At 61.3% G+C, this 17,557-nt stretch carries 16 protein-coding genes; 9 read left to right on the plus strand and 7 right to left on the minus strand.

Annotated features, from left to right (window positions below):
* Positions 1-235: 235 nt before the first annotated feature.
* Positions 236-736, plus strand: a complete 501-nt coding sequence (locus AC0J41_RS02900) for a phosphate-starvation-inducible protein PsiE (protein WP_003221775.1) — start codon at positions 236-238, stop codon at positions 734-736.
* Here AC0J41_RS02900 and AC0J41_RS02905 read toward each other — a convergent pair.
* From AC0J41_RS02905 to AC0J41_RS02915, 3 genes are all read right to left on the minus strand, one after another.
* Entirely contained in the window at positions 733-1,050 is a 318-nt protein-coding gene (locus AC0J41_RS02905) for a DUF3509 domain-containing protein (protein WP_025109403.1), read from the minus strand. The genes AC0J41_RS02900 and AC0J41_RS02905 overlap by 4 nt on opposite strands.
* A 298-nt stretch (positions 1,051-1,348) precedes the next feature.
* Positions 1,349-2,650 carry an HAAAP family serine/threonine permease gene (locus tag AC0J41_RS02910; RefSeq protein WP_025109402.1) on the minus strand — a complete coding sequence of 434 codons (1,302 nt, stop codon included), beginning with the start codon at positions 2,648-2,650 and terminating at the stop codon, positions 1,349-1,351.
* An 86-nt stretch (positions 2,651-2,736) separates the two neighbouring features.
* Entirely contained in the window at positions 2,737-4,113 is a 1,377-nt protein-coding gene (locus tag AC0J41_RS02915; protein ID WP_473014516.1) for an L-serine ammonia-lyase, read from the minus strand.
* Between the two features lie 135 nt (positions 4,114-4,248).
* Here AC0J41_RS02915 and AC0J41_RS02920 point away from each other — a divergent pair, with 135 nt between their 5' ends.
* Positions 4,249-5,196 carry a LysR substrate-binding domain-containing protein gene (locus tag AC0J41_RS02920; protein ID WP_025109400.1) on the plus strand — a complete coding sequence of 316 codons (948 nt, stop codon included), beginning with the start codon at positions 4,249-4,251 and terminating at the stop codon, positions 5,194-5,196.
* A gap of 199 nt (positions 5,197-5,395) precedes the next feature.
* On the plus strand, positions 5,396-5,803 hold the full coding sequence (locus AC0J41_RS02925) for an HPF/RaiA family ribosome-associated protein (RefSeq protein WP_025109399.1): 408 nt from the start codon (positions 5,396-5,398) through the stop codon (positions 5,801-5,803).
* Between the two features lie 287 nt (positions 5,804-6,090).
* Here AC0J41_RS02925 and fecA read toward each other — a convergent pair whose 3' ends face one another.
* The 3 genes from fecA to AC0J41_RS02940 form a co-directional block, all read right to left on the minus strand.
* Positions 6,091-8,421 carry a TonB-dependent Fe(3+) dicitrate receptor FecA gene (gene fecA / locus AC0J41_RS02930; protein WP_473014517.1) on the minus strand — a complete coding sequence of 777 codons (2,331 nt, stop codon included), beginning with the start codon at positions 8,419-8,421 and terminating at the stop codon, positions 6,091-6,093.
* Between the two features lie 91 nt (positions 8,422-8,512).
* Positions 8,513-9,445: a DUF4880 domain-containing protein gene (locus AC0J41_RS02935; RefSeq protein ID WP_473014518.1), complete on the minus strand. Its 933-nt coding sequence runs from the start codon at positions 9,443-9,445 to the stop codon at positions 8,513-8,515.
* Positions 9,442-9,930, minus strand: coding sequence for a sigma-70 family RNA polymerase sigma factor (locus AC0J41_RS02940; RefSeq protein WP_025109396.1), 489 nt, complete (start codon positions 9,928-9,930; stop codon positions 9,442-9,444). The genes AC0J41_RS02935 and AC0J41_RS02940 overlap by 4 nt, the downstream gene beginning before the upstream one ends.
* 178 nt (positions 9,931-10,108) lie before the next feature.
* Between AC0J41_RS02940 and AC0J41_RS02945 the strand changes: the two genes are divergently transcribed.
* From AC0J41_RS02945 to AC0J41_RS02970, 6 genes are all read left to right on the plus strand, one after another.
* Positions 10,109-10,414, plus strand: coding sequence for a DUF3649 domain-containing protein (locus AC0J41_RS02945; protein ID WP_025109395.1), 306 nt, complete (start codon positions 10,109-10,111; stop codon positions 10,412-10,414).
* Complete coding sequence (locus tag AC0J41_RS02950) at positions 10,411-12,000, plus strand: PepSY-associated TM helix domain-containing protein (protein WP_473014519.1); 1,590 nt, start codon at positions 10,411-10,413, stop codon at positions 11,998-12,000. Before AC0J41_RS02945 ends, AC0J41_RS02950 begins: the two co-directional genes overlap by 4 nt.
* On the plus strand, positions 12,000-12,326 hold the full coding sequence (locus AC0J41_RS02955) for a DUF3325 domain-containing protein (RefSeq protein WP_473014520.1): 327 nt from the start codon (positions 12,000-12,002) through the stop codon (positions 12,324-12,326). The genes AC0J41_RS02950 and AC0J41_RS02955 overlap by 1 nt, the downstream gene beginning before the upstream one ends.
* 2 nt (positions 12,327-12,328) lie before the next feature.
* On the plus strand, positions 12,329-12,895 hold the full coding sequence (locus tag AC0J41_RS02960; RefSeq protein WP_029977467.1) for an RNA polymerase sigma factor: 567 nt from the start codon (positions 12,329-12,331) through the stop codon (positions 12,893-12,895).
* Entirely contained in the window at positions 12,892-13,881 is a 990-nt protein-coding gene (locus AC0J41_RS02965) for a FecR family protein (RefSeq protein ID WP_473014521.1), read from the plus strand. Before AC0J41_RS02960 ends, AC0J41_RS02965 begins: the two co-directional genes overlap by 4 nt.
* 213 nt (positions 13,882-14,094) lie before the next feature.
* Positions 14,095-16,524, plus strand: a complete 2,430-nt coding sequence (locus AC0J41_RS02970; protein ID WP_473014522.1) for a TonB-dependent siderophore receptor — start codon at positions 14,095-14,097, stop codon at positions 16,522-16,524.
* Positions 16,525-16,681: 157 nt separating this feature from the next.
* On the opposite strand, the gene AC0J41_RS02975 is transcribed toward AC0J41_RS02970, so the two are convergent.
* Positions 16,682-17,557, minus strand: a complete 876-nt coding sequence (locus tag AC0J41_RS02975; protein ID WP_025109389.1) for a helix-turn-helix domain-containing protein — start codon at positions 17,555-17,557, stop codon at positions 16,682-16,684.

Raw genomic sequence — 17,557 nt, forward strand, 5'->3', positions numbered from 1 at the left:
CTTATAAGCTAATGCCTTTTCGATCGTCATTAATTCATCAAGAAATTTAAGTTATACCGTCACAATCATTCCGGCTGACGGTACTTGTTCTACGGTGCGACCAAACGCCACGGCGCAGGATTTATGCCGGCTCGCCATGATGCGTGGCCTTGTTTCTGCATGGCACAAAGCGCATACAGAAAACCGTCACGTCCAACCGGCATCATCCGCTCGCATCGGGCTAAGGAACATCATCGTGAAAATCAACTGGGCCGAGAAACTGCGGCAAAACGTGCATCAACTGGCCGAGTCCCTGGGCAACCTGTTCGTCGAGACTTTCCACTACCTGGCGCTGTTCGCCATTGGTGCGGTGACTGCGTGGGCGGCGGTGATGGAATTTCTCGGCATGCTCGAAGAAGGCCACATCAAGATCGATGACATTCTGTTGCTGTTCATCTATCTCGAACTGGGGGCGATGGTCGGGATTTATTTCAAGACCAACCACATGCCGGTGCGCTTCCTGATCTACGTGGCGATCACGGCGCTGACCCGCCTGCTGATCTCCAACGTCTCGCATCACAACCCGCCGGACATGGGCATCATCTACCTGTGCGGCGGGATTCTGCTGCTGGCATTTTCGATCCTGGTGGTGCGTTACGCCTCGTCGCAATTTCCCTCGGTGAAGATCGAGAAACCGCAGCGCAAGCTCGGTGCCGGTTCCGGTGAGCACCCCGAAATCGAGAAGGGCGAGCTTTAAAGACCTGCCGACGGTCGTGACCGGCCGTCGATTTGCTGCGGTGGCGGCGGCAGCCCGGCGCCGTTGGTCATCGCTTCGAGGATCGCCATGGCGCTGTGGCCCTGTTCGATGGCGATGCCGAATTGAATGCTTTGCACCAAGCGCTTCAGGCGCTCTGGATCGTTACGTTGTTCGCTGCTGATCATGCGTTTGGCCACGATTCGGCCGCTGTTCGACAGGGTCAGCATGATGCAGCCGTCCAGCCCCTGAATGCTCAGGTTGATCTGATAGTCCGGCGCGAAGGCATCGGTAATGATCTGAAAAGGGTTGTCCATGATGCGTCACCGCCTGATTGAACGTGCAGTTGTTGACCGGCCGTGATCGGGTTGGTTCGCCATACCGGACCATCGGCCATTCCGTGGCCATTTCGCCATTTGCCTCTGTAAGTGCTGTGGAAGGCTGCGGTCTTTTGCTCTGCCGTGCGTTGACGCAGGTCATCAAGAGCCAGGGATCGCGGGCCTGCGGCAGCGCTTGCAGGTGTGTAGCAAGGGCTATGCCGGGAAATTTTTCACACAATGGATACGGCAGAAAAAAGGCGAGCACAGGGCTCGCCTTGTTCATTTGTGGCCCGTTTCAGGGCAGAACCGAGTAGATGATCGCCGACAGTGCAATCAAGCCGATCAGCACCACGAACACGTTGGACACCTGACCCGAGTACTGGCGCAAGGCCGGCACGCGGCGGATGGCGTACATCGGCATCAGAAACAACAGGCAGGCAATCACCGGCCCACCGAGATTTTCGATCATGCCCAGGATGCTCGGGTTGAAGGTCGCCACGGCCCAGCAACTGAGGATCATGAACAGTGCGGTCGCACGGTTCAGCCAGCTCGCCGACATCACCTTGCCACGGCTGCGCAGGCTTTTGACGATCATGCCCTGAAAGCCTTCGCTGGCGCCGATGTAGTGGCCGAGGAAGGATTTGGTAATCGCCACCAGCGCAATCAGCGGCGCGGCGTAGGCGATGACCGGCGTCTGGAAATGGTTCGCCAGGTACGACAGGATCGAAATGTTCTGCGCCTTCGCGGCGGCCAGATCGGCCGGCGACAGCGCCAGCACGCAACTGAAGCAGAAGAACATCACGGTCACCACCATCATGCCGTGCGCGATGGCAAGGATGCCGCTGCTCTTGCGTTCGGCTTGGGCGCCATAGCGCTGCTTCTGGTCAACCGCGAACGCGGAGATGATCGGCGAATGGTTGAACGAGAACACCATCACCGGGATCGCCAGCCACATCGTCTTGAGGAACGTCGACAGCGGCATCGCCTCCTGGGCGCTGGCGAAGAACGCACCGTTCCAGTTGGGGATCAGGCTCAGACCGAGCAGCAACAGGGCGGCGACGAACGGGTAGACCAACACACTCATGGCCTTGACGATCACGTTCTGCCCGCAACGCACGATTGCCATCAGGCCGAGGATCAGCGCCAGCGACAGAATCGCCCGGGGCGGCGGGGCGATGTGCAATTGGTGCTCGAGAAAACTGCTCAGGGTATTGGTCAGCGCGACGCTGTACACCAGCAGGATCGGGAATATCGCGAAGAAATACAGGAGGGTGATCAGCTTGCCGGCACCGATGCCGAAGTGTTCTTCGACGACTTCGGTGATGTCGCCCGAACGTCCGGACAGCACGAAACGGGTCAGGCCCCGGTGGGCGAAGAAGGTCATCGGGAACGCCAGCAGCGCCAGAATCAGCAACGGCCAGAAACCGCCGATGCCAGCGTTGATCGGCAGGAACAAGGTGCCGGCGCCAATCGCGGTGCCGTACAGGCCGAGCATCCAGGTGGTGTCGGATTTGCTCCAGCCCTTGTGGGCCGTTTCGGTGTTGCGGGTGAGATCTACAGCGGGATTTTCGGCAGCAGGTGTACGTACATCGGTCATCGTTTTTGCCTCGTTATTATTTTTGCTCGGGCTCACGGTTGGCGGGCCGCTGTTCGCGGCCTGCCGGGGCGGTCAGGGAATGCGCGTCAGCACTCCACCCAGCTCACGGCCAGGCCGCCCCGTGAAGTCTCTTTGTATTTGTCGTGCATGTCGGCGCCGGTATCGCGCATGGTGCGGATCACCCGGTCGAGGGAAATGAAGTGTTTGCCGTCGCCGCGCAGGGCCATTTGCGTGGCGTTGATCGCCTTCACCGCGGCGATGGCGTTGCGCTCGATGCACGGCACTTGCACCAGTCCGCCGACCGGATCGCAAGTCAGCCCGAGGTTGTGTTCAAGGCCGATTTCAGCGGCGTTTTCCAGTTGCTCCGGGGTCGCACCGAGCACTTCGGCCAGGCCTGCAGCGGCCATGGCGCAGGCCGAACCGACTTCGCCCTGGCAGCCGACTTCGGCGCCAGAGATCGAGGCATTTTTCTTACACAGAATGCCGACGGCGGCGGCGCCCATGAAGAACGCGACCACGTCATCGTCGGACGCGTCCGGATTGAATTTCATGTAGTAGTGCAGAACCGCCGGAATGATCCCGGCCGCACCGTTGGTCGGCGCGGTCACCATGCGCCCGCCAGCAGCGTTTTCTTCGTTGACGGCAAGGGCGAACAGGTTGACCCACTCCATCGCTGACAGCGTCGAACTGATGACATTCGGCTTGCCGATTTCCAACAGGCTGCGGTGCAGTTTCGCCGCGCGGCGCGGCACGTTCAGACCGCCGGGCAGGATGCCTTCGTGACGCAGGCCCTGTTCGACGCACTCGCGCATCACCGACCAGATGTGGAGCAGGCCTTTGCGGATTTCATCGTCGCTGCGCCAGGCGCGTTCGTTGGCCATCATCAGTTCCGAGACCCGCAGGTTGTGCTGCTTGCACAGGCTCAGCAGTTCGGCGGCGCTGGAAAAATCGTACGGCAGCAGCACATCGTAGGCCGGCGCCACACCGGACTCGGCTTCCGCCGATTCGATGATGAAACCGCCGCCGATCGAGTAGTACGTTTGTGTGAACAGCTCGACGCTTTCGCCAAAGGCTGTCAGCGACATGGCGTTGGGGTGGTAGGGCAGGCTCTCGTCCAGCAGCAGGAGATCGTGTTGCCAGTTGAAGGCAATTTCTCGCTGACCGGCCAGAGCTAGCCGGCCGCTTTCGCGCAGTTGCTGGATGCGCGGGTCGATGGTCGACGGATCAATGCTGTCCGGCCATTCGCCCATCAGGCCCATGACCGTGGCTCGGTCGGTGGCGTGGCCGACACCGGTGGCCGACAACGAACCGTACAAGCGGATTTCCACCCGACGCACATCGTTCAACAACCGTTGGTCGATCAGCGCTTGAGCGAAGGTCGCGGCGGCACGCATCGGGCCGACGGTGTGGGAACTGGACGGGCCGATGCCGACCTTGAATAAATCGAAAACACTGATAGCCATGCTAAAGCCTTACAAGCAATGGAGTAGGAATCGCCGCCATTTTTTGTAGGACAAGCGCAATGTCGGCGATACTGCCTACCTCGGTCGTACGTGACCAACGAAACTTCCTAAGAAAGCCTTTAGCAGGACTAAACGATGAGTCGTCAATTGCATGCCCAGACCTACGTCTGGCTGCAGGTGTTTTCCTGTGCCGCGCGGCACCTGTCGTTCACCCGATGCGCAGAGGAATTGCACATCACCCCGGGGGCGGTCAGCCAGCAGATCCGTCAACTGGAAGAGCGCCTCGGTTTTCGCCTGTTTCACCGTCGTGCACGGGGCGTGGAGTTGAGCGCCGAAGGGCAGCGGCTGGCGATTACGGTCAATGAGGCCTACGGCAGCATCGATGCCGAATTGCGTCGACTGGATGCCGGGATGATCAGCGGGATTCTGCGCGTGCGTTCGATTCCGTCGTTCCTCAGCAAATGGCTGACCCCGCGTCTGCCGCGCCTGCAACAGCGTTTTCCGGACATCCAGCTGCGGCTGGTCGCCGAGGACAGCAGTGTGCCGTTGCACGAGGGCGATTTTGACCTGGCAATCGACCTGAACGACGGCAGTTACCCGGGGCTGTTATCCACAGCCTTGCTCGATGAGCAGATTTTTCCGGTGTGCGCACCGAGCCTGCTGCGTGGCCGCCCGCCGCTGCACGGGCCGGCGGATCTGGTGCATTTCCCGTTGTTGCACGACATCACCGCCTGGCGCGGCAGTTACGAATACGCGGAATGGGAGTTTTATCTGAACGCGATCGGCTTCGAAGGCGCCGATGTTCGGCGCGGCCACACCTTCAATCGCAATCACCTGACCATCGAAGCGGCAATCGCCGGCATGGGCGTGGCGATTGCCCGGCGCACGCTGCTCAACGATGAGCTGGAGCGGGGGACTTTGATTGTGCCGTTCGGGCTGTCGGTGCCCAACCACAAGCGTTACGTGCTGCTGTATGCGCCGGGGGCGTTGAGCCATCCGGGCGTGCGCGCCGTGCATGACTGGCTGGTGGAGGAGGCGGGGATTTTCCGCAGCCTGCACCCGTTGAACGACGGGCAATTGTGAGCAAATTTTTCAGGGTTGCGAGGCGACCCAACTCCCGACCTTACCAGCGACTTGCTCGGTTGTCCGGCTTTTTTTGCGTATGAATATTTATCTTTTTTCAGGGGTTGAAATGTTCGTCAGTCGGGCCGATTGTTGTAACCAAGAGGTCAGGAAATTCAATTCAGGCCTCTCGCGAGCTAGCTGAAATAAGGGATGAACTATGCAAATCCAAGTCAACAGCGATAACCATATTCAAAGCAGTAAACGACTGGAGGAGTGGGTACGTACAACCATTGAGAGCACGCTCGACCGTTATGAAGAAGACCTGACCCGTGTCGAAGTCCACCTGAGCGACGAGAACGGCGATAAACCAGGTCCCCATGACTTGCGCTGCCAACTGGAAGCGCGGCCAAAAGGCCATCAACCGATTTCCGTCACCCATAAAGCCGATTCGCTGGAACAGGCAATCGATGGTGCAGCCGAAAAACTCGAGCACGCACTGGAGCACCTTTTCGGCAAGCTGCGAGGTAAACCCCGTGCCGCTGTGGTGCCATTCACCGGCAAGGCCAACGACAAGCTGTTGGCGGAAGAGTTTGACGAGAATGAACAGGCAGCGATCAACAGTTGATGCGCTGATTTCATAAGCCACCCAAAAAGAACGGGCCTGCGAATGCAGGCCCGTTTTTTGTTGGCGATGAGGTGGTTTCAGGTCGGGCTTGAAAGGCATTCCCTCACCCCAGCCCTCTCCCTCCGGGAGAGGGGGCCGACCAAGGTGTGTGAAGAGGCTCGTCAACCTGAACGACCCAGTCGATTACAGATTCGGCACATTTCCTTCAGGTCGATGAATTCTGAAGCATCCCGCAATCAGTTCCCTGTCCCTATGGGAGAGGGTCAGGGTGAGGGGCTTTTCAATCCTCAAAACGCTACAGACGTTTGCACATACACCGTGCGCGGCTCACCCACATACTTGCCCTTGTTGTTGTCATCGAACGAGCGCGTGAAGTATTGCGTGTTGAAGATGTTCTTCACGCCTACCGCCACATTCAGATCCGACAATTGCGGGCCGAAGTCGTAACCGGCGCGGCTGCTGAAGAGCATGTAACCCGGAATCTTGCCGGTGCTGCCGTCGGCGCTTTCTCTGGACGTGTTGGCGTTGTCGGCGAACTGGTCGCTCTGGAAGCTGCTGTCGAAGTTGAGCTTCCACGGCCCTTGGGTGTAGCCGACGCCAATCGTGCCTTTGTGTTTCGACGAGAACGGCACGCGATTGCCTTTGTTCGGCCCGTCTTCGCGGATGGTCGCGTCAACATAGGCGTAAGTGGCGTACACATCGAAACCGGCCAGCGCCGGGCTCAAGTCATCCAACGCGTAGTTGACGCTGGTCTCGATGCCCTGATGGCGGGTTTCGCCGCGGGCAATCACCGAATCGTTGGTCTGGTTGCTTTCGTACTGGTTGTCGAAGTTGATCAGGAACGCGCCGATCTCAGCCCGCAATGCGCCGTTGTCGTAGCGGGTGCCAAGTTCCCAGGTACGGGCCTTTTCCGGCTTCACTTCGCCGCTGCTGACGCGATTGGGCATCTGGCTGTACTGCACGCTGCCGAACGAGCCTTCGGTGTTGGCGTACAGATTCCAGCTGTCGGTCAGGTGATACAGCACGTTCAGCGCTGGCAACGCGGTGTTGTAGTCACCCTTGTATTTGACGTTGGTCAGATTGTTGGTTTGCTGCGACTCGATCATTTCGTAGCGCACGCCCGGGGTGATGGTCCATTTGCCGATGTCGATGCGGTCGTCGACGAAGAACGCATTGGCCTCGGTGCCACCGCGGGTATCGCGGTCGTTGCGGCTGTTTGTGGTCGGGTATTCGTTGCTGCTGATCGGCGTGCGATAGCGCAACTCGTGGCCGGCCTCGTTGATGTAGCGATAACCGACGCCGACTTCATGGCTGGTCGGGCCGAGATCGAAGCCCTGGGCAAAACGGGTTTCGAAACCGCGCACCCAATACTCGCGCGGCGACAGCGAGAGGAAGTTGCCCTGATCCAGATAGCCGCTGCGCAGGGTCTTGGTGAAGAAGGTGTTGGCGGTGAATTCGCGGCGATCTTCCTGATAGCGGTAGCCGAAGTTGAACATCGTCCGGCGGCCCCAGAACTGGTCTTTCAGACGGGTCGACTGGTACGGGTCGGCGTCGTAGTCGGCAACATTGAGACCGCCAGGCATGTCGGCCTTGCCTTCGTAATACTGGGCCATGGCATTGAAGCTGTTGGCCTCGTCGAGCTGGTATTTGCCCTTGAGGATCAGGTCGTCGATTTCCGTGTCGCTGTGCTCGCGCCAGTCGCCGCCACGGGTGCCGGAGTACAGCAAGGCGCCGCCCAGGCCATTTTCGTGGGTGCCGCCGGCCAGCAGGTTGGCGCTGGTCTTGAAGCCGTCATGGCTCGACGACGGACTGGTTTCGGTCTGGAAACCGCCCTTGACCGTCGGCTCGTCGGGAATGGCGCGGGTCACGAAGTTGACCACGCCGCCAACGTTCTGCGGGCCGTAACGCACCGCGCCGCCGCCACGTACCACGTCCACCGCATCCATGTTGCCCATGCTGATCGGCGCAAACGACAGCTGCGGCTGACCGTAAGGGGCGAACGGCACGGGAATGCCGTCCATCAGCACTGTGGAGCGCGCGGCCAGCCGTGGGTTGAGGCCGCGAATACCGAAGTTCAGCGCCATGTCGTGGCTGCCGGTGCCGTTGTTTTCCGGGGCATTGACGCCGGGGATGCGGTTGAGCACGTCCCGCGCCTGAGTCGCGCCCTGGCGTTCGAAGTCTTCGCGACGGATCACGTCGCGGGCGCCCGGATGTTCGAAGACGTTGACCTGCGCCGCATCGCCGAGCCAGTCGCCAACGACTTTCGAGGTGTCCAGCTCAAGTGCGGTGTCGGCCACAGGTTGCAGGCTGAATGCATTGTTGCCTTCGGCGCGGGCTTGCAGACCGGTGCCTTCGAGCAGTGCGTCGAGACCTTGTGCGGCGGTGTAGCTGCCTTCCAGGCCACGGCTTTGCACGCCGCTGGTGATCTGTGAACCGAAAGAAATCAGCACGCCCGCCTCACGACCAAACTGGTTGAGGGCAGTTTCCAGCGACGCCGGGGCGATGTGGTAAGCCTTGGTTTCGGTGGCCAAAACGGGCAGGGCGCTGAAGCTCAGGCTGGCGCCCAGGACGAGATTGCGCAGGCTGCGGGCCAGTGGCGTGAGGCGGGTGGGGTGCATGAACGATGATCCTGAGAAGGTTGTATCAAGGGGGCTTTCCTTCTCTGTCACGCCAGATCTGAAAAACGGCTCATTTATTTTTGATCTTGTTTCAAACCCGCGCTTCGACGCTCACCCAATAGCGGGTAAAGCGCCGCACCTTCACCGGCAAACTGATTTGCAGCAGGTCCAGAATGCGTTCGCTGTCGTCCAGTGGATACGTGCCGGAGATCAGCAGGTCGGCCACGTTTGCATCGCAATGCAGCTGGCCGCGACGGTAACGGCCGAGCTCTTCGAGGAAGTCGCCCAGGCGCATGTGCGCGGCGACCAGCATGCCATCGGCCCAGGCGCCGCTGTTGGCGTCCAGCGGTTGGGTTTCGCTGATCGACGTCGCGCTGAAACTCAACTGACGGGCGACGGGCAACCGCATCGGCGCGCGCTCGCGGCTGATCAGTTCGACCTGACCCTCGAACAGCGCCACCTGCGTGCGATCGGCAAATTGCCGCACGTTGAGTCGGGCTGCCTGGGTTTTCAACACACCTTGTGCCGTGTGTACTTCGAACGCTTGTGCAGCCGTCAGCAGAATCTCGCCTTCCCGCAAACGGATCAGCCGTTGTACGCCATCCACGTCCGCCGCACTCGCGGTGTTGAGCTGCAACTGATTACCTGCGCCCAGCGCCACCGTACGTCGCTCACCCACCGGGCTGCGGTAATCGGCGAGTAGCGCCGGCAGCGGATTGTGCTCGCGCACGCTCCAGGTGACGGCCGAGCCCGCGCCGAGAATCAGCAGCAGTTTCAGCGCCTGACGGCGGCTGCTGGATTTCGGCCCGTTCAACGCCGCATGTGCCAGCGGCGAGGACACACCGCGCAAGCGCTGATTGACCCGCTGAATGTGTTCCCACGCCCGGCGATGCTCGCTGTGCGCGTCCAGCCATTGTTGCCAGGCCTGTTGCTGGCGCGGGGTCAGCGTGCCTTGCTGCATTTCCATCAGCCAGTGCACGGCCTGCTCGGCCACTTGTGCAGAGAAATCCGGGACGCGGCTCATAGGGCGAAGTAGCAGCGCATCGCTGCCTTGTTCAGATGACGTTTGACCGTGGCCACCGAGATGTCCAGTTCAGCGGCGATCTGCGGGTAGGTCAGGCCATCGACCTGCGCCAGCAGGAAGGCGCGCTTGACCAGGCGCGGCAGGCCGTCGAGCAACTGATCCAGCTCGATCAGGGTTTGCAGAATGATCGCTTTGTCTTCTTCCGAAGGCGCGACTACTTCCGGCATCTGCGCCAGGGTTTCGAGGTAGGCGCGTTCCAGGTCCTGGCGGCGGTAATGATTGAACAGTACGCGTTTGGCGAGGGTGGTGAGGAAGGCGCGCGGCTCGATGATCAGCGCTGGCTCGCGGGCGCTGAGCACACGAATGAAGGTGTCCTGGGCCAGATCCGCCGCGCTGTCCGGGCAGCCGAGTCTGCGCCGCAACCAGCCGGTGAGCCAGCTGTGGTGGTCGTGGTAGAGCGATTCGACGGGATGGACGGATGGCAACGGTACTACTCCGGGCGCATGCGACACGCGTTAGAGAACAAGAACTGTTCGCATTGTATGGGGGCGCATGGTCGCCCGGCAATCAGATGCTTTTGCGTATGAGAATATTTATCATTAATATTGCTCGCCTGTTGGTTCGGCTTGTCGGCCGGACGTTTTTTCGTTTCAGGGTCGAAACATGAAAGGCAAACTCGCCTCACTTCCCATGTCCTATCGTCTGGCCGTCACCTCACGGGTGCTGGCAGCGGTGTTTGGCGGCTATCTGGTCGCGGCGCTGGCCAGTGTCACTCTGACGCTGTGGCTGCCGTTGAGCCGCGCCGAAGCGGTGGTGACCGGCATGACCATTTCCTTTCTGGTCTATCTGGTCGCAGTGCTCTGGTGTTTCGCCTGTCGCACGGCGTGGTCGGCGTGGGTCGGTTTGCTGGTGCCGAGCGTGATTCTGGCGACAGTTTCCGGTGCTGCGCGGGGCTTGGGCTACGCATGAAAGAAGGTTTCCGCCAGGCCATGGCCTGGCTGCACACCTGGACCGGCCTGGTGTTCGGCTGGCTGCTGTTCGCGATTTTCCTGACCGGGACGCTGGCCTATTTCAAGGATGAGATCAGCCACTGGATGCAGCCGGAGATCCCCGCGCATGCGATCGACTCAGTGGCCAGCCTGAGCCTGGCGCAAGGTTATCTGCAGCAGCACGCCCCTGATGCCTCGCGTTGGCTGATCGATCTGCCGAACGCCCGTGATCCCGCGCTATCCGTGCGTTGGCAGGACGCTCCCGCCGAGCCCGGTAAACGTGGACGCTTCACGCAAAAGACCCTCGATGCGCAGACCGGTGCTGAAATACAACCGAGGGAAAGCATGGGCGGCGAGTTTTTCTACCGCTTCCACTTTCAGCTGCAAATGCCCTATCCGTGGGGCCGCTGGCTGGCGACGATTGCCGCGATGGTGATGTTCGTCGCGCTGATCAGCGGGATCATCACCCACAAGAAAATCTTCAAGGACTTCTTCACCTTCCGCCCGCGCAAGGGCCAGCGTTCATGGCTCGACGGGCATAACGCGGTCGGTGTGCTGGTGCTGCCGTTTCACTTGATGATCACCTACAGCAGCCTGGTGATTTTCATGTCGATGGTCATGCCGGCGAGCATTCTGGCGTCCTACGGCAACAACCTCGGGGCGTTTTACGAGGAGGTGTTTCCAGAGACGCCGATTCCCGAGCGTGCGGCTCAACCCGTGAGCTTGCCGCCGATCGCGCCGCTTCTGGCTCGCGCCAGTGAGCACTGGGCCGGTGGCCACGCCACACGTGTGTCGGTGATCAATCCGGGGGACGCCAATGCCTCGGTGCAGGTGTCGCGCGCCAGTTCCGACAAGATCGCCTATGAATACGGTAGCGATGTGACCTTCAACGGCGTCACCGGGCAAATGCTCGGTGCCACGCCTGACAAGCCGTTGCCGATGACCATTGCCGGAGGTTTCTACGGGTTGCACATCGGCCACTTCGCCGGGCCGACCCTGCGTTGGCTGTACTTCATCTGTGGCCTGGCCGGCACGGCGATGATCGGCACCGGGCTGGTGATCTGGCTCGGCAAGCGACAGCTCAAGCATGCCAAGAGCGGCGTGATGCCGTTCGAGTTGCGGCTGGTGGAAGTGCTGAACATCGCCAGCATGGCCGGACTGGTTGTGGCGGTGGCGGTGTTCTTCTGGGGCAACCGTCTGTTGCCGCTGAGCTTGAGCGGGCGCGCGGATTGGGAAGTGAACGGGTTCTTCATCGCCTGGAGCTTGAGCGTGCTCCACGCGCTACTGCGCCCGGGGCGCAAGGCCTGGGTCGAGCAACTGACGCTGGCAGCGGTGTTGTTCATCAGCGTGCCACTGCTCAATGCGTTGACCACCGCGCATCACCTTGGCGTCACGCTGGCGCAGGGTGACTGGGCACTGGCCGGGTTCGACCTGACCTGCTTCGGCGCGGGTCTGTTCCTGGCGTGGGCCGCCTGGAAAATGCAGCGCGCGAGCCACAGCGTGCGGGTGAAAAACTCCCCTCGCGCAGCGGCCCGGTCCAACACGCTTGAGCAGGGGAGCCACTGATGCTGCTGGCGCTTCTGCTGTGCTATGCCGGGTTCACCGCGTTGTGTCTGTCGATGCCGCGCCACCACGATGAATTGCTGGGCCACAAACCTTCGGCCCGACGCGCACGACATCTGAAACTTGTCGGATGGCTGATGCTCGGTTGTTCACTGTGGGCTGCGGTGGCTGCCAATGGCTGGGGCTTCGGCCTGGTCGATTGGTTCGCGGTGTTGATGTGCAGCGCCTTGGCGCTGGTGCTGCTGATGCCATACCGACCGAAACTGGCCTTGATGCTGGCGGCACTCTGTCTGCTGGCCACTCCGGTCGTCGCCTGGGCGCAGTGCTGAACATGCTGATCGGTCATCCCCCGGAATCGCGCGACGACGAGCCACACGGCGCGCGTGCGCATTTCCTCCAGGTGTTCCTGTCGCAGCGCTCGCAGATGGAAGCGCTGGTGAACCGGCGCGTCGGCTGCCGGGCCACGGCGGCGGATCTGGTGCAGGATCTGTTCCTGCGCTTCTGGCGTCGGCCGCTGGTGCAGGTCGAGGAGCTCAGCACCTACCTTTTGCGTTGCGCCGGCAACATTGCCATCGATCATTTGCGCAGCGAAGGCACGCGGGTGCGGGTCAACGAGGGCTGGCAACCGGACGAGCCGGACAGCCACGGCAGCGAGCCGCAAGCCGCACTTGAAGCGGGCAATGACTTGCGCCATGTCGAAGCGGCGTTGCGCGCCTTGCCCGAGCGTACCCGGCAGATCTTTTTGCTCAATCGCATCCACGGCCGCAAGTACGCGGACATCGCCAAGGCCATGGGCCTGTCCCAAAGCGCCGTGGAAAAACATATGATGCGCGCCCTCGAGGCCTGCAAGGCCAGCCTGCGCGAACCCGCGCCACGCCTGCCAGGGAAAGCACCGTGAAGCACACCGACCGCGTCACCCCGACGCCCGCTCAGGAACACGCCGCGCTCGCCTGGCTGAGCCTGTTGCACGACCGCCCAAGCACCGGCGATCAACTGACGTTCAGCCAATGGCTGCGCGCCGATCCGGCCCACGCCGAAGCCTATGCTCAGGCGCAGGTGCTCTGGGAATTGAGTGAAAGCCCGGCGCGCACCCTGGCCGATGAAGAAGCGTTTGCGTTGCAGGGCTACCTCAGTGCGATGGATCGTCCGCGTCGCTCACCGCTGGTGCGCTGGTCGGGTGCGCTGGCGATGGCCGCGTGTCTGTTGCTGATGATCAGCCTCGGCACGGGATGGCAGCCGCAGCGCTGGATTGATGATCTGGGTGCCGATTACGTCTCGGCACCGGGGGAAATCCGCACAGTGATCCTGGCCGATCAATCGCAAGTCACGCTGGACGCCGACAGCGCCATTGCCGTGGATTTCAGCCATGGCGAGCGGCGGGTGCAGTTGCGTCGTGGCGCCGGGTTTTTCAGTGTGACGCACACCGGCGAGCCGTTTGTGGTTGCGGCTGAAAAAGGTCAGGCGCAGGTCCTCGGCACGCAGTTTGAAGTGCGTCTGCAACCGCATGGCGCGCGGGTCACGGTGTTGTCCGGACGCGTTGGCGTGACGGCGGATCGCAACGTTGAACAGCAGATTCTCACCGCCGGCCAACAAGTGGCTTACGGGCAGGGCCGCGCAGGAACACTGCAGGCCGTGGACAGCGAGGCGCAAATGGCCTGGCGTCAGGGTTGGCTGAATTACTACAAGTCGTCGCTGGCCGAGGTGGTGCAGGATTTGCGGCGCTACTACCCGGGGCGGATAGTGTTGCTCAACGATGAATTGGGCGCGCGCAAGGTCAGCGGGAGTTTTCCGAGCAAGGATCCGCAGGTTGTTTTGAGTTCTTTGCAGGGTGTTTTGGGGTTTGAGCAGCATCAGGTTCTGGGGCATCTGATCATTTTGCGCTGACGCTACTGGTGCCATCGCGAGCAGGCTCACTCCTGCATTTGAAGTGCATTCCCCTGTAGGAGTGAGCCTGCTCGCGAAGGCGCCAGACCCGACAACACAACGTTCTGAAAATATTTTCAAAATTGTGGTGAGGTAAACCACAGCCCCATCCGTGTAGTGACTGAAACTGCGAGTCATTCGCATCCGTTGCGGTTCTACACAGGTCATTGAGCAATGAAGTCCAGGGCAAAATCGGGTTCGGTCAAACAGTGGTTGGGCGTTTCGGCATTGAGTTTTTCCGCGTTGGCGCTGTTGCCGATGAGCGTGGCGCTCGCCGCTGATACGGTCAGCAGCCCTGCGCAAAAGCAGTTCAATTTCTCCCTGAGTGCCAAACCGTTGCCGCAAGCCCTGAGCGACTTCAGCCGCGTTACCGGGCAAAGCGTGGTCTACACCGACGAAGCGCCTTACGGCATTGACGCCCCGGCCGTCAGCGGCCAGATGAGCGCCGAACAAGCGTTGCAACGCTTGCTCAGCGGCTCCGGCATGACCTTCCGCCGTACCGACAGCCACACCCTGGCGCTGGAGCCGCAACCCACCGAGGGTACGCTCAATCTCGGCGCCACCACCATCAGCTCGATGCGCGACGAGTCGATGAGCTACCAGCCGCCGGAAACCAGTTCGGTGATGCGCTCCTCGGCCTCGCTGCAGGAGATCCCACAGACCGTCAACGTGATCCCGGCTCAGGTCATCCGCGATCAGGCTCCGCGCAATCTCGACGATGCGCTGGCCAACGTCAGCGGCATCACCCAGGGCAACACGTTGGGCAGCACTCAGGATTCGGTGATGACCCGCGGTTTCGGTGACAACCGCAACGGCTCGATCATGCGTGACGGCATGCCGATCGTGCAGGGCCGCGGCATGAACGCCACGGTCGATCGTGTCGAAGTGCTCAAGGGCCCGGCGTCATTGCTCTACGGAATCCAGGACCCGGGTGGCGTGGTCAACCTGGTCAGCAAGAAGCCGGAATTGACCCAATACAACGCCCTGACCCTGCGCGGCTCGAGCTACGGCGACGGCAAGAATGGCAGCGGCGGCACTTTCGACAGCACCGGTGCGATCGGTGAGTCCGGGCTGGCCTATCGGCTGGTGCTCGATCACGAAGACGAAGATTACTGGCGCAATTACGGCACCCACCGCGAGACGCTGATCGCGCCGTCGCTGGCCTGGTTCGGCGAGCGCACCAAGCTGTCGTTCGGCTACGAACATCGCGAGTTCCTCACGCCGTTCGACCGTGGCACGGTGATCGATCCACGCACCAACCATCCGCTGGACATCTCGCGCAACGAGCGTCTGGACGAGCCGTTCAACGACATGGAAGGCCGTTCCGACCTTTACCACTTCGAGGCCGACCACGAACTCAACGACGACTGGAAAGCCCACTTCGGCTACAGCTGGAACCGCGAAACCTACGACGCCAGCCAAGTGCGCGTGACCGCCATCGACACCAAAAAAGGCACGCTGACCCGCAGCATGGACGGCACGCAAGGCGCGATCAGCACCGACCGCTTCACCACCGCCAGCCTCGAAGGCAAGGTCAATCTGCTGGGCATGCAGCATGACCTGGTGTTCGGCGTCGACGACGAGTACCGCAAGATCTACCGCGCCGACCTGATCCGCCAGAAAAGCCTGAGCACCTTCAGTTACGTCAATCCGGTGTATGGCCGTGAAGTCGAAGGCACCACGGTCAGCCCGGCCGACAGCGCACAGACCGATCTGCTGCGCAGCGATTCGGTGTTCCTGCAGGACTCGATCCACCTCAACGACCAGTGGATCCTGGTCGCCGGTGGACGCTTCCAGGAGTACGACCAGTACGCCGGCAAAGGCGTGCCGTTCAAGGCCAACACCGACAGTAACGGGCAGAAATTCGTGCCGCGCGCCGGTCTGGTGTATCGCTACACCGACGAGCTTTCGTTCTACGGCAGCTACACCGAATCGTTCAAACCCAACTCGACCATCGCCCCGCTCAGCGGCAGCAGCACTGTGCTCGACGGCAGCATTGCGCCGGAAGAAGCCAAGTCGTGGGAGCTGGGCGCGCGGCTGGACATGCCGGGGCGCATCACCGGCAATATCGCGCTGTTCGACATCAAGAAACGCAACGTGCTGGTGGCCAACTCAGAAGGCCCGACCACGATCTACAGCGCCGCCGGCGAAGTGCGTTCCCGGGGGCTGGAACTGGACCTGACCGGCCAACTGAGCGACCGGTGGAGCATGATCGGCGCCTATGCCTACACTGACGCCGAAGTCACCGAAGACCCCGACTACAAAGGCAATCGCCTGCAAAACGTGGCGAAGAACAGCGGCTCCTTGTCAGCGGTGTATGACTTCGGCAGCGTGATCGGTGGCGATCAACTGCGGGTCGGCGCCGGGGCGCGGTACGTCGGCGAGCGAGCGGGCAACGCGGTGAATGATTTCGACCTGCCGAGCTACACCGTGGCCGACGCGTTTGCCACTTACGACACCAGGCTCGAAGGGCAGAAGGTCAAGTTCCAGCTCAATGTGAAGAACCTGTTCGATCGCACTTACTACACCTCGGCGGCGAGCCGGTTCTTTGTATCGATGGGTGATTCGCGGCAGATTTCGTTGTCGAGCACGCTGGAGTTCTGATCCCTGACCGCGTCATCGTTCTTCGCGAGCAAGCCCGCTCCCACATTGGAAATGTGTTCGTCTGTGGGAGTAAGTTGCTCCCACATTGGACATGTGTGCACCTGTGGGAGCGAGCCTGCTCGCGAAGAGGTCATAACAGGCGATAAAAGTCTCGGCGTTAACGCAAAAACGCCTGCCGATATTCCCCCGGTGTCCCGCCCAGCACCTGCCGAAACCGGTTGGTGAAATGACTCGCGCTGGCAAATCCGCACGCCAGCGCAATCTCCCCCAGCGGCAACGCCGTGCTGCGCAACAACTCCCGCGCCCGGCTCAAGCGTCGCGCCAGCACATACTGATGCGGCGGCAAACCGAAACTGGTACGGAACATCCGCGCAAAGTGGTATTCCGACAGCGCGCACAGCCCGGCGAGTTGCCCGAGGCTGATCGGTTCGGCCAACTGACTGTCGATGAACTCAACCAGTTGTCGACGCTGATGGGGCGCCAGTCCGCCCTTGAGGCGCAAGCCCTGACGGGCCCCGACCTGGCTGAGCAAGGTATGGCTGATCAATTCATGCGCGAGGCTGCTGGTCAGCAGGCGCTCGGCCGGTTCATCCCAATTGAGCGTCAGTAACTGCCGAAAGCGCCGCGCCTGTTGCGGGTCTTCGAGAAAAGTCTGCTCGCGCAACTGCATTTCTCGCGGCTCGCGATCCAGCAAGGTGACGCAACCCAGGGCAAATTGCTCGGCGCTGAAATACAGATGAGCGAGGCGAATGTCGCCATTGATCACCCAGCCGGACTGGTGATCGACAGGCAGGATGCACAGCTTGTCCGGCCCACCCTTTTGCCCGGGTTGGTCACGGCGAAAGGTGCCGGTGCCACCCGCGATGTAACAGGACAGGGTGTGATGGCTCGGCGCCTGGTATTCCTGGGCGTCGTGGTGGTTGGTCCACACGGCCGCAGACAAGCCGTCACCGAGCTCGGCGCTGTGCACAAGGCGTGCGTTCTGCGAGCGGTTGAGGGCTTGAAAGACTTGCAGGGTATCGATAGCGGCCAT

This window comes from Pseudomonas sp. Arb-4-2C, from assembly GCF_055755015.1.

What these genes read in the sequence shown, in the direction of transcription:
- AC0J41_RS02905 (WP_025109403.1), bottom strand. Translation starts at nt 1,050, where the DNA reads ATGGACAACCCTTTTCAGATCATTACCGATGCCTTCGCGCCGGACTAT.
- AC0J41_RS02910 (WP_025109402.1), bottom strand. Translation starts at nt 2,650, where the DNA reads ATGACCGATGTACGTACACCTGCTGCCGAAAATCCCGCTGTAGATCTC.
- AC0J41_RS02915 (WP_473014516.1), bottom strand. Translation starts at nt 4,113, where the DNA reads ATGGCTATCAGTGTTTTCGATTTATTCAAGGTCGGCATCGGCCCGTCC.
- AC0J41_RS02920 (WP_025109400.1), top strand. Translation starts at nt 4,249, where the DNA reads ATGAGTCGTCAATTGCATGCCCAGACCTACGTCTGGCTGCAGGTGTTT.
- AC0J41_RS02925 (WP_025109399.1), top strand. Translation starts at nt 5,396, where the DNA reads ATGCAAATCCAAGTCAACAGCGATAACCATATTCAAAGCAGTAAACGA.
- fecA (WP_473014517.1), bottom strand. Translation starts at nt 8,421, where the DNA reads ATGCACCCCACCCGCCTCACGCCACTGGCCCGCAGCCTGCGCAATCTC.
- AC0J41_RS02935 (WP_473014518.1), bottom strand. Translation starts at nt 9,445, where the DNA reads ATGAGCCGCGTCCCGGATTTCTCTGCACAAGTGGCCGAGCAGGCCGTG.
- AC0J41_RS02945 (WP_025109395.1), top strand. Translation starts at nt 10,109, where the DNA reads ATGAAAGGCAAACTCGCCTCACTTCCCATGTCCTATCGTCTGGCCGTC.
- AC0J41_RS02950 (WP_473014519.1), top strand. Translation starts at nt 10,411, where the DNA reads ATGAAAGAAGGTTTCCGCCAGGCCATGGCCTGGCTGCACACCTGGACC.
- AC0J41_RS02955 (WP_473014520.1), top strand. Translation starts at nt 12,000, where the DNA reads ATGCTGCTGGCGCTTCTGCTGTGCTATGCCGGGTTCACCGCGTTGTGT.
- AC0J41_RS02960 (WP_029977467.1), top strand. Translation starts at nt 12,329, where the DNA reads ATGCTGATCGGTCATCCCCCGGAATCGCGCGACGACGAGCCACACGGC.
- AC0J41_RS02970 (WP_473014522.1), top strand. Translation starts at nt 14,095, where the DNA reads ATGAAGTCCAGGGCAAAATCGGGTTCGGTCAAACAGTGGTTGGGCGTT.
- AC0J41_RS02975 (WP_025109389.1), bottom strand. Translation starts at nt 17,557, where the DNA reads ATGGCCGCTATCGATACCCTGCAAGTCTTTCAAGCCCTCAACCGCTCG.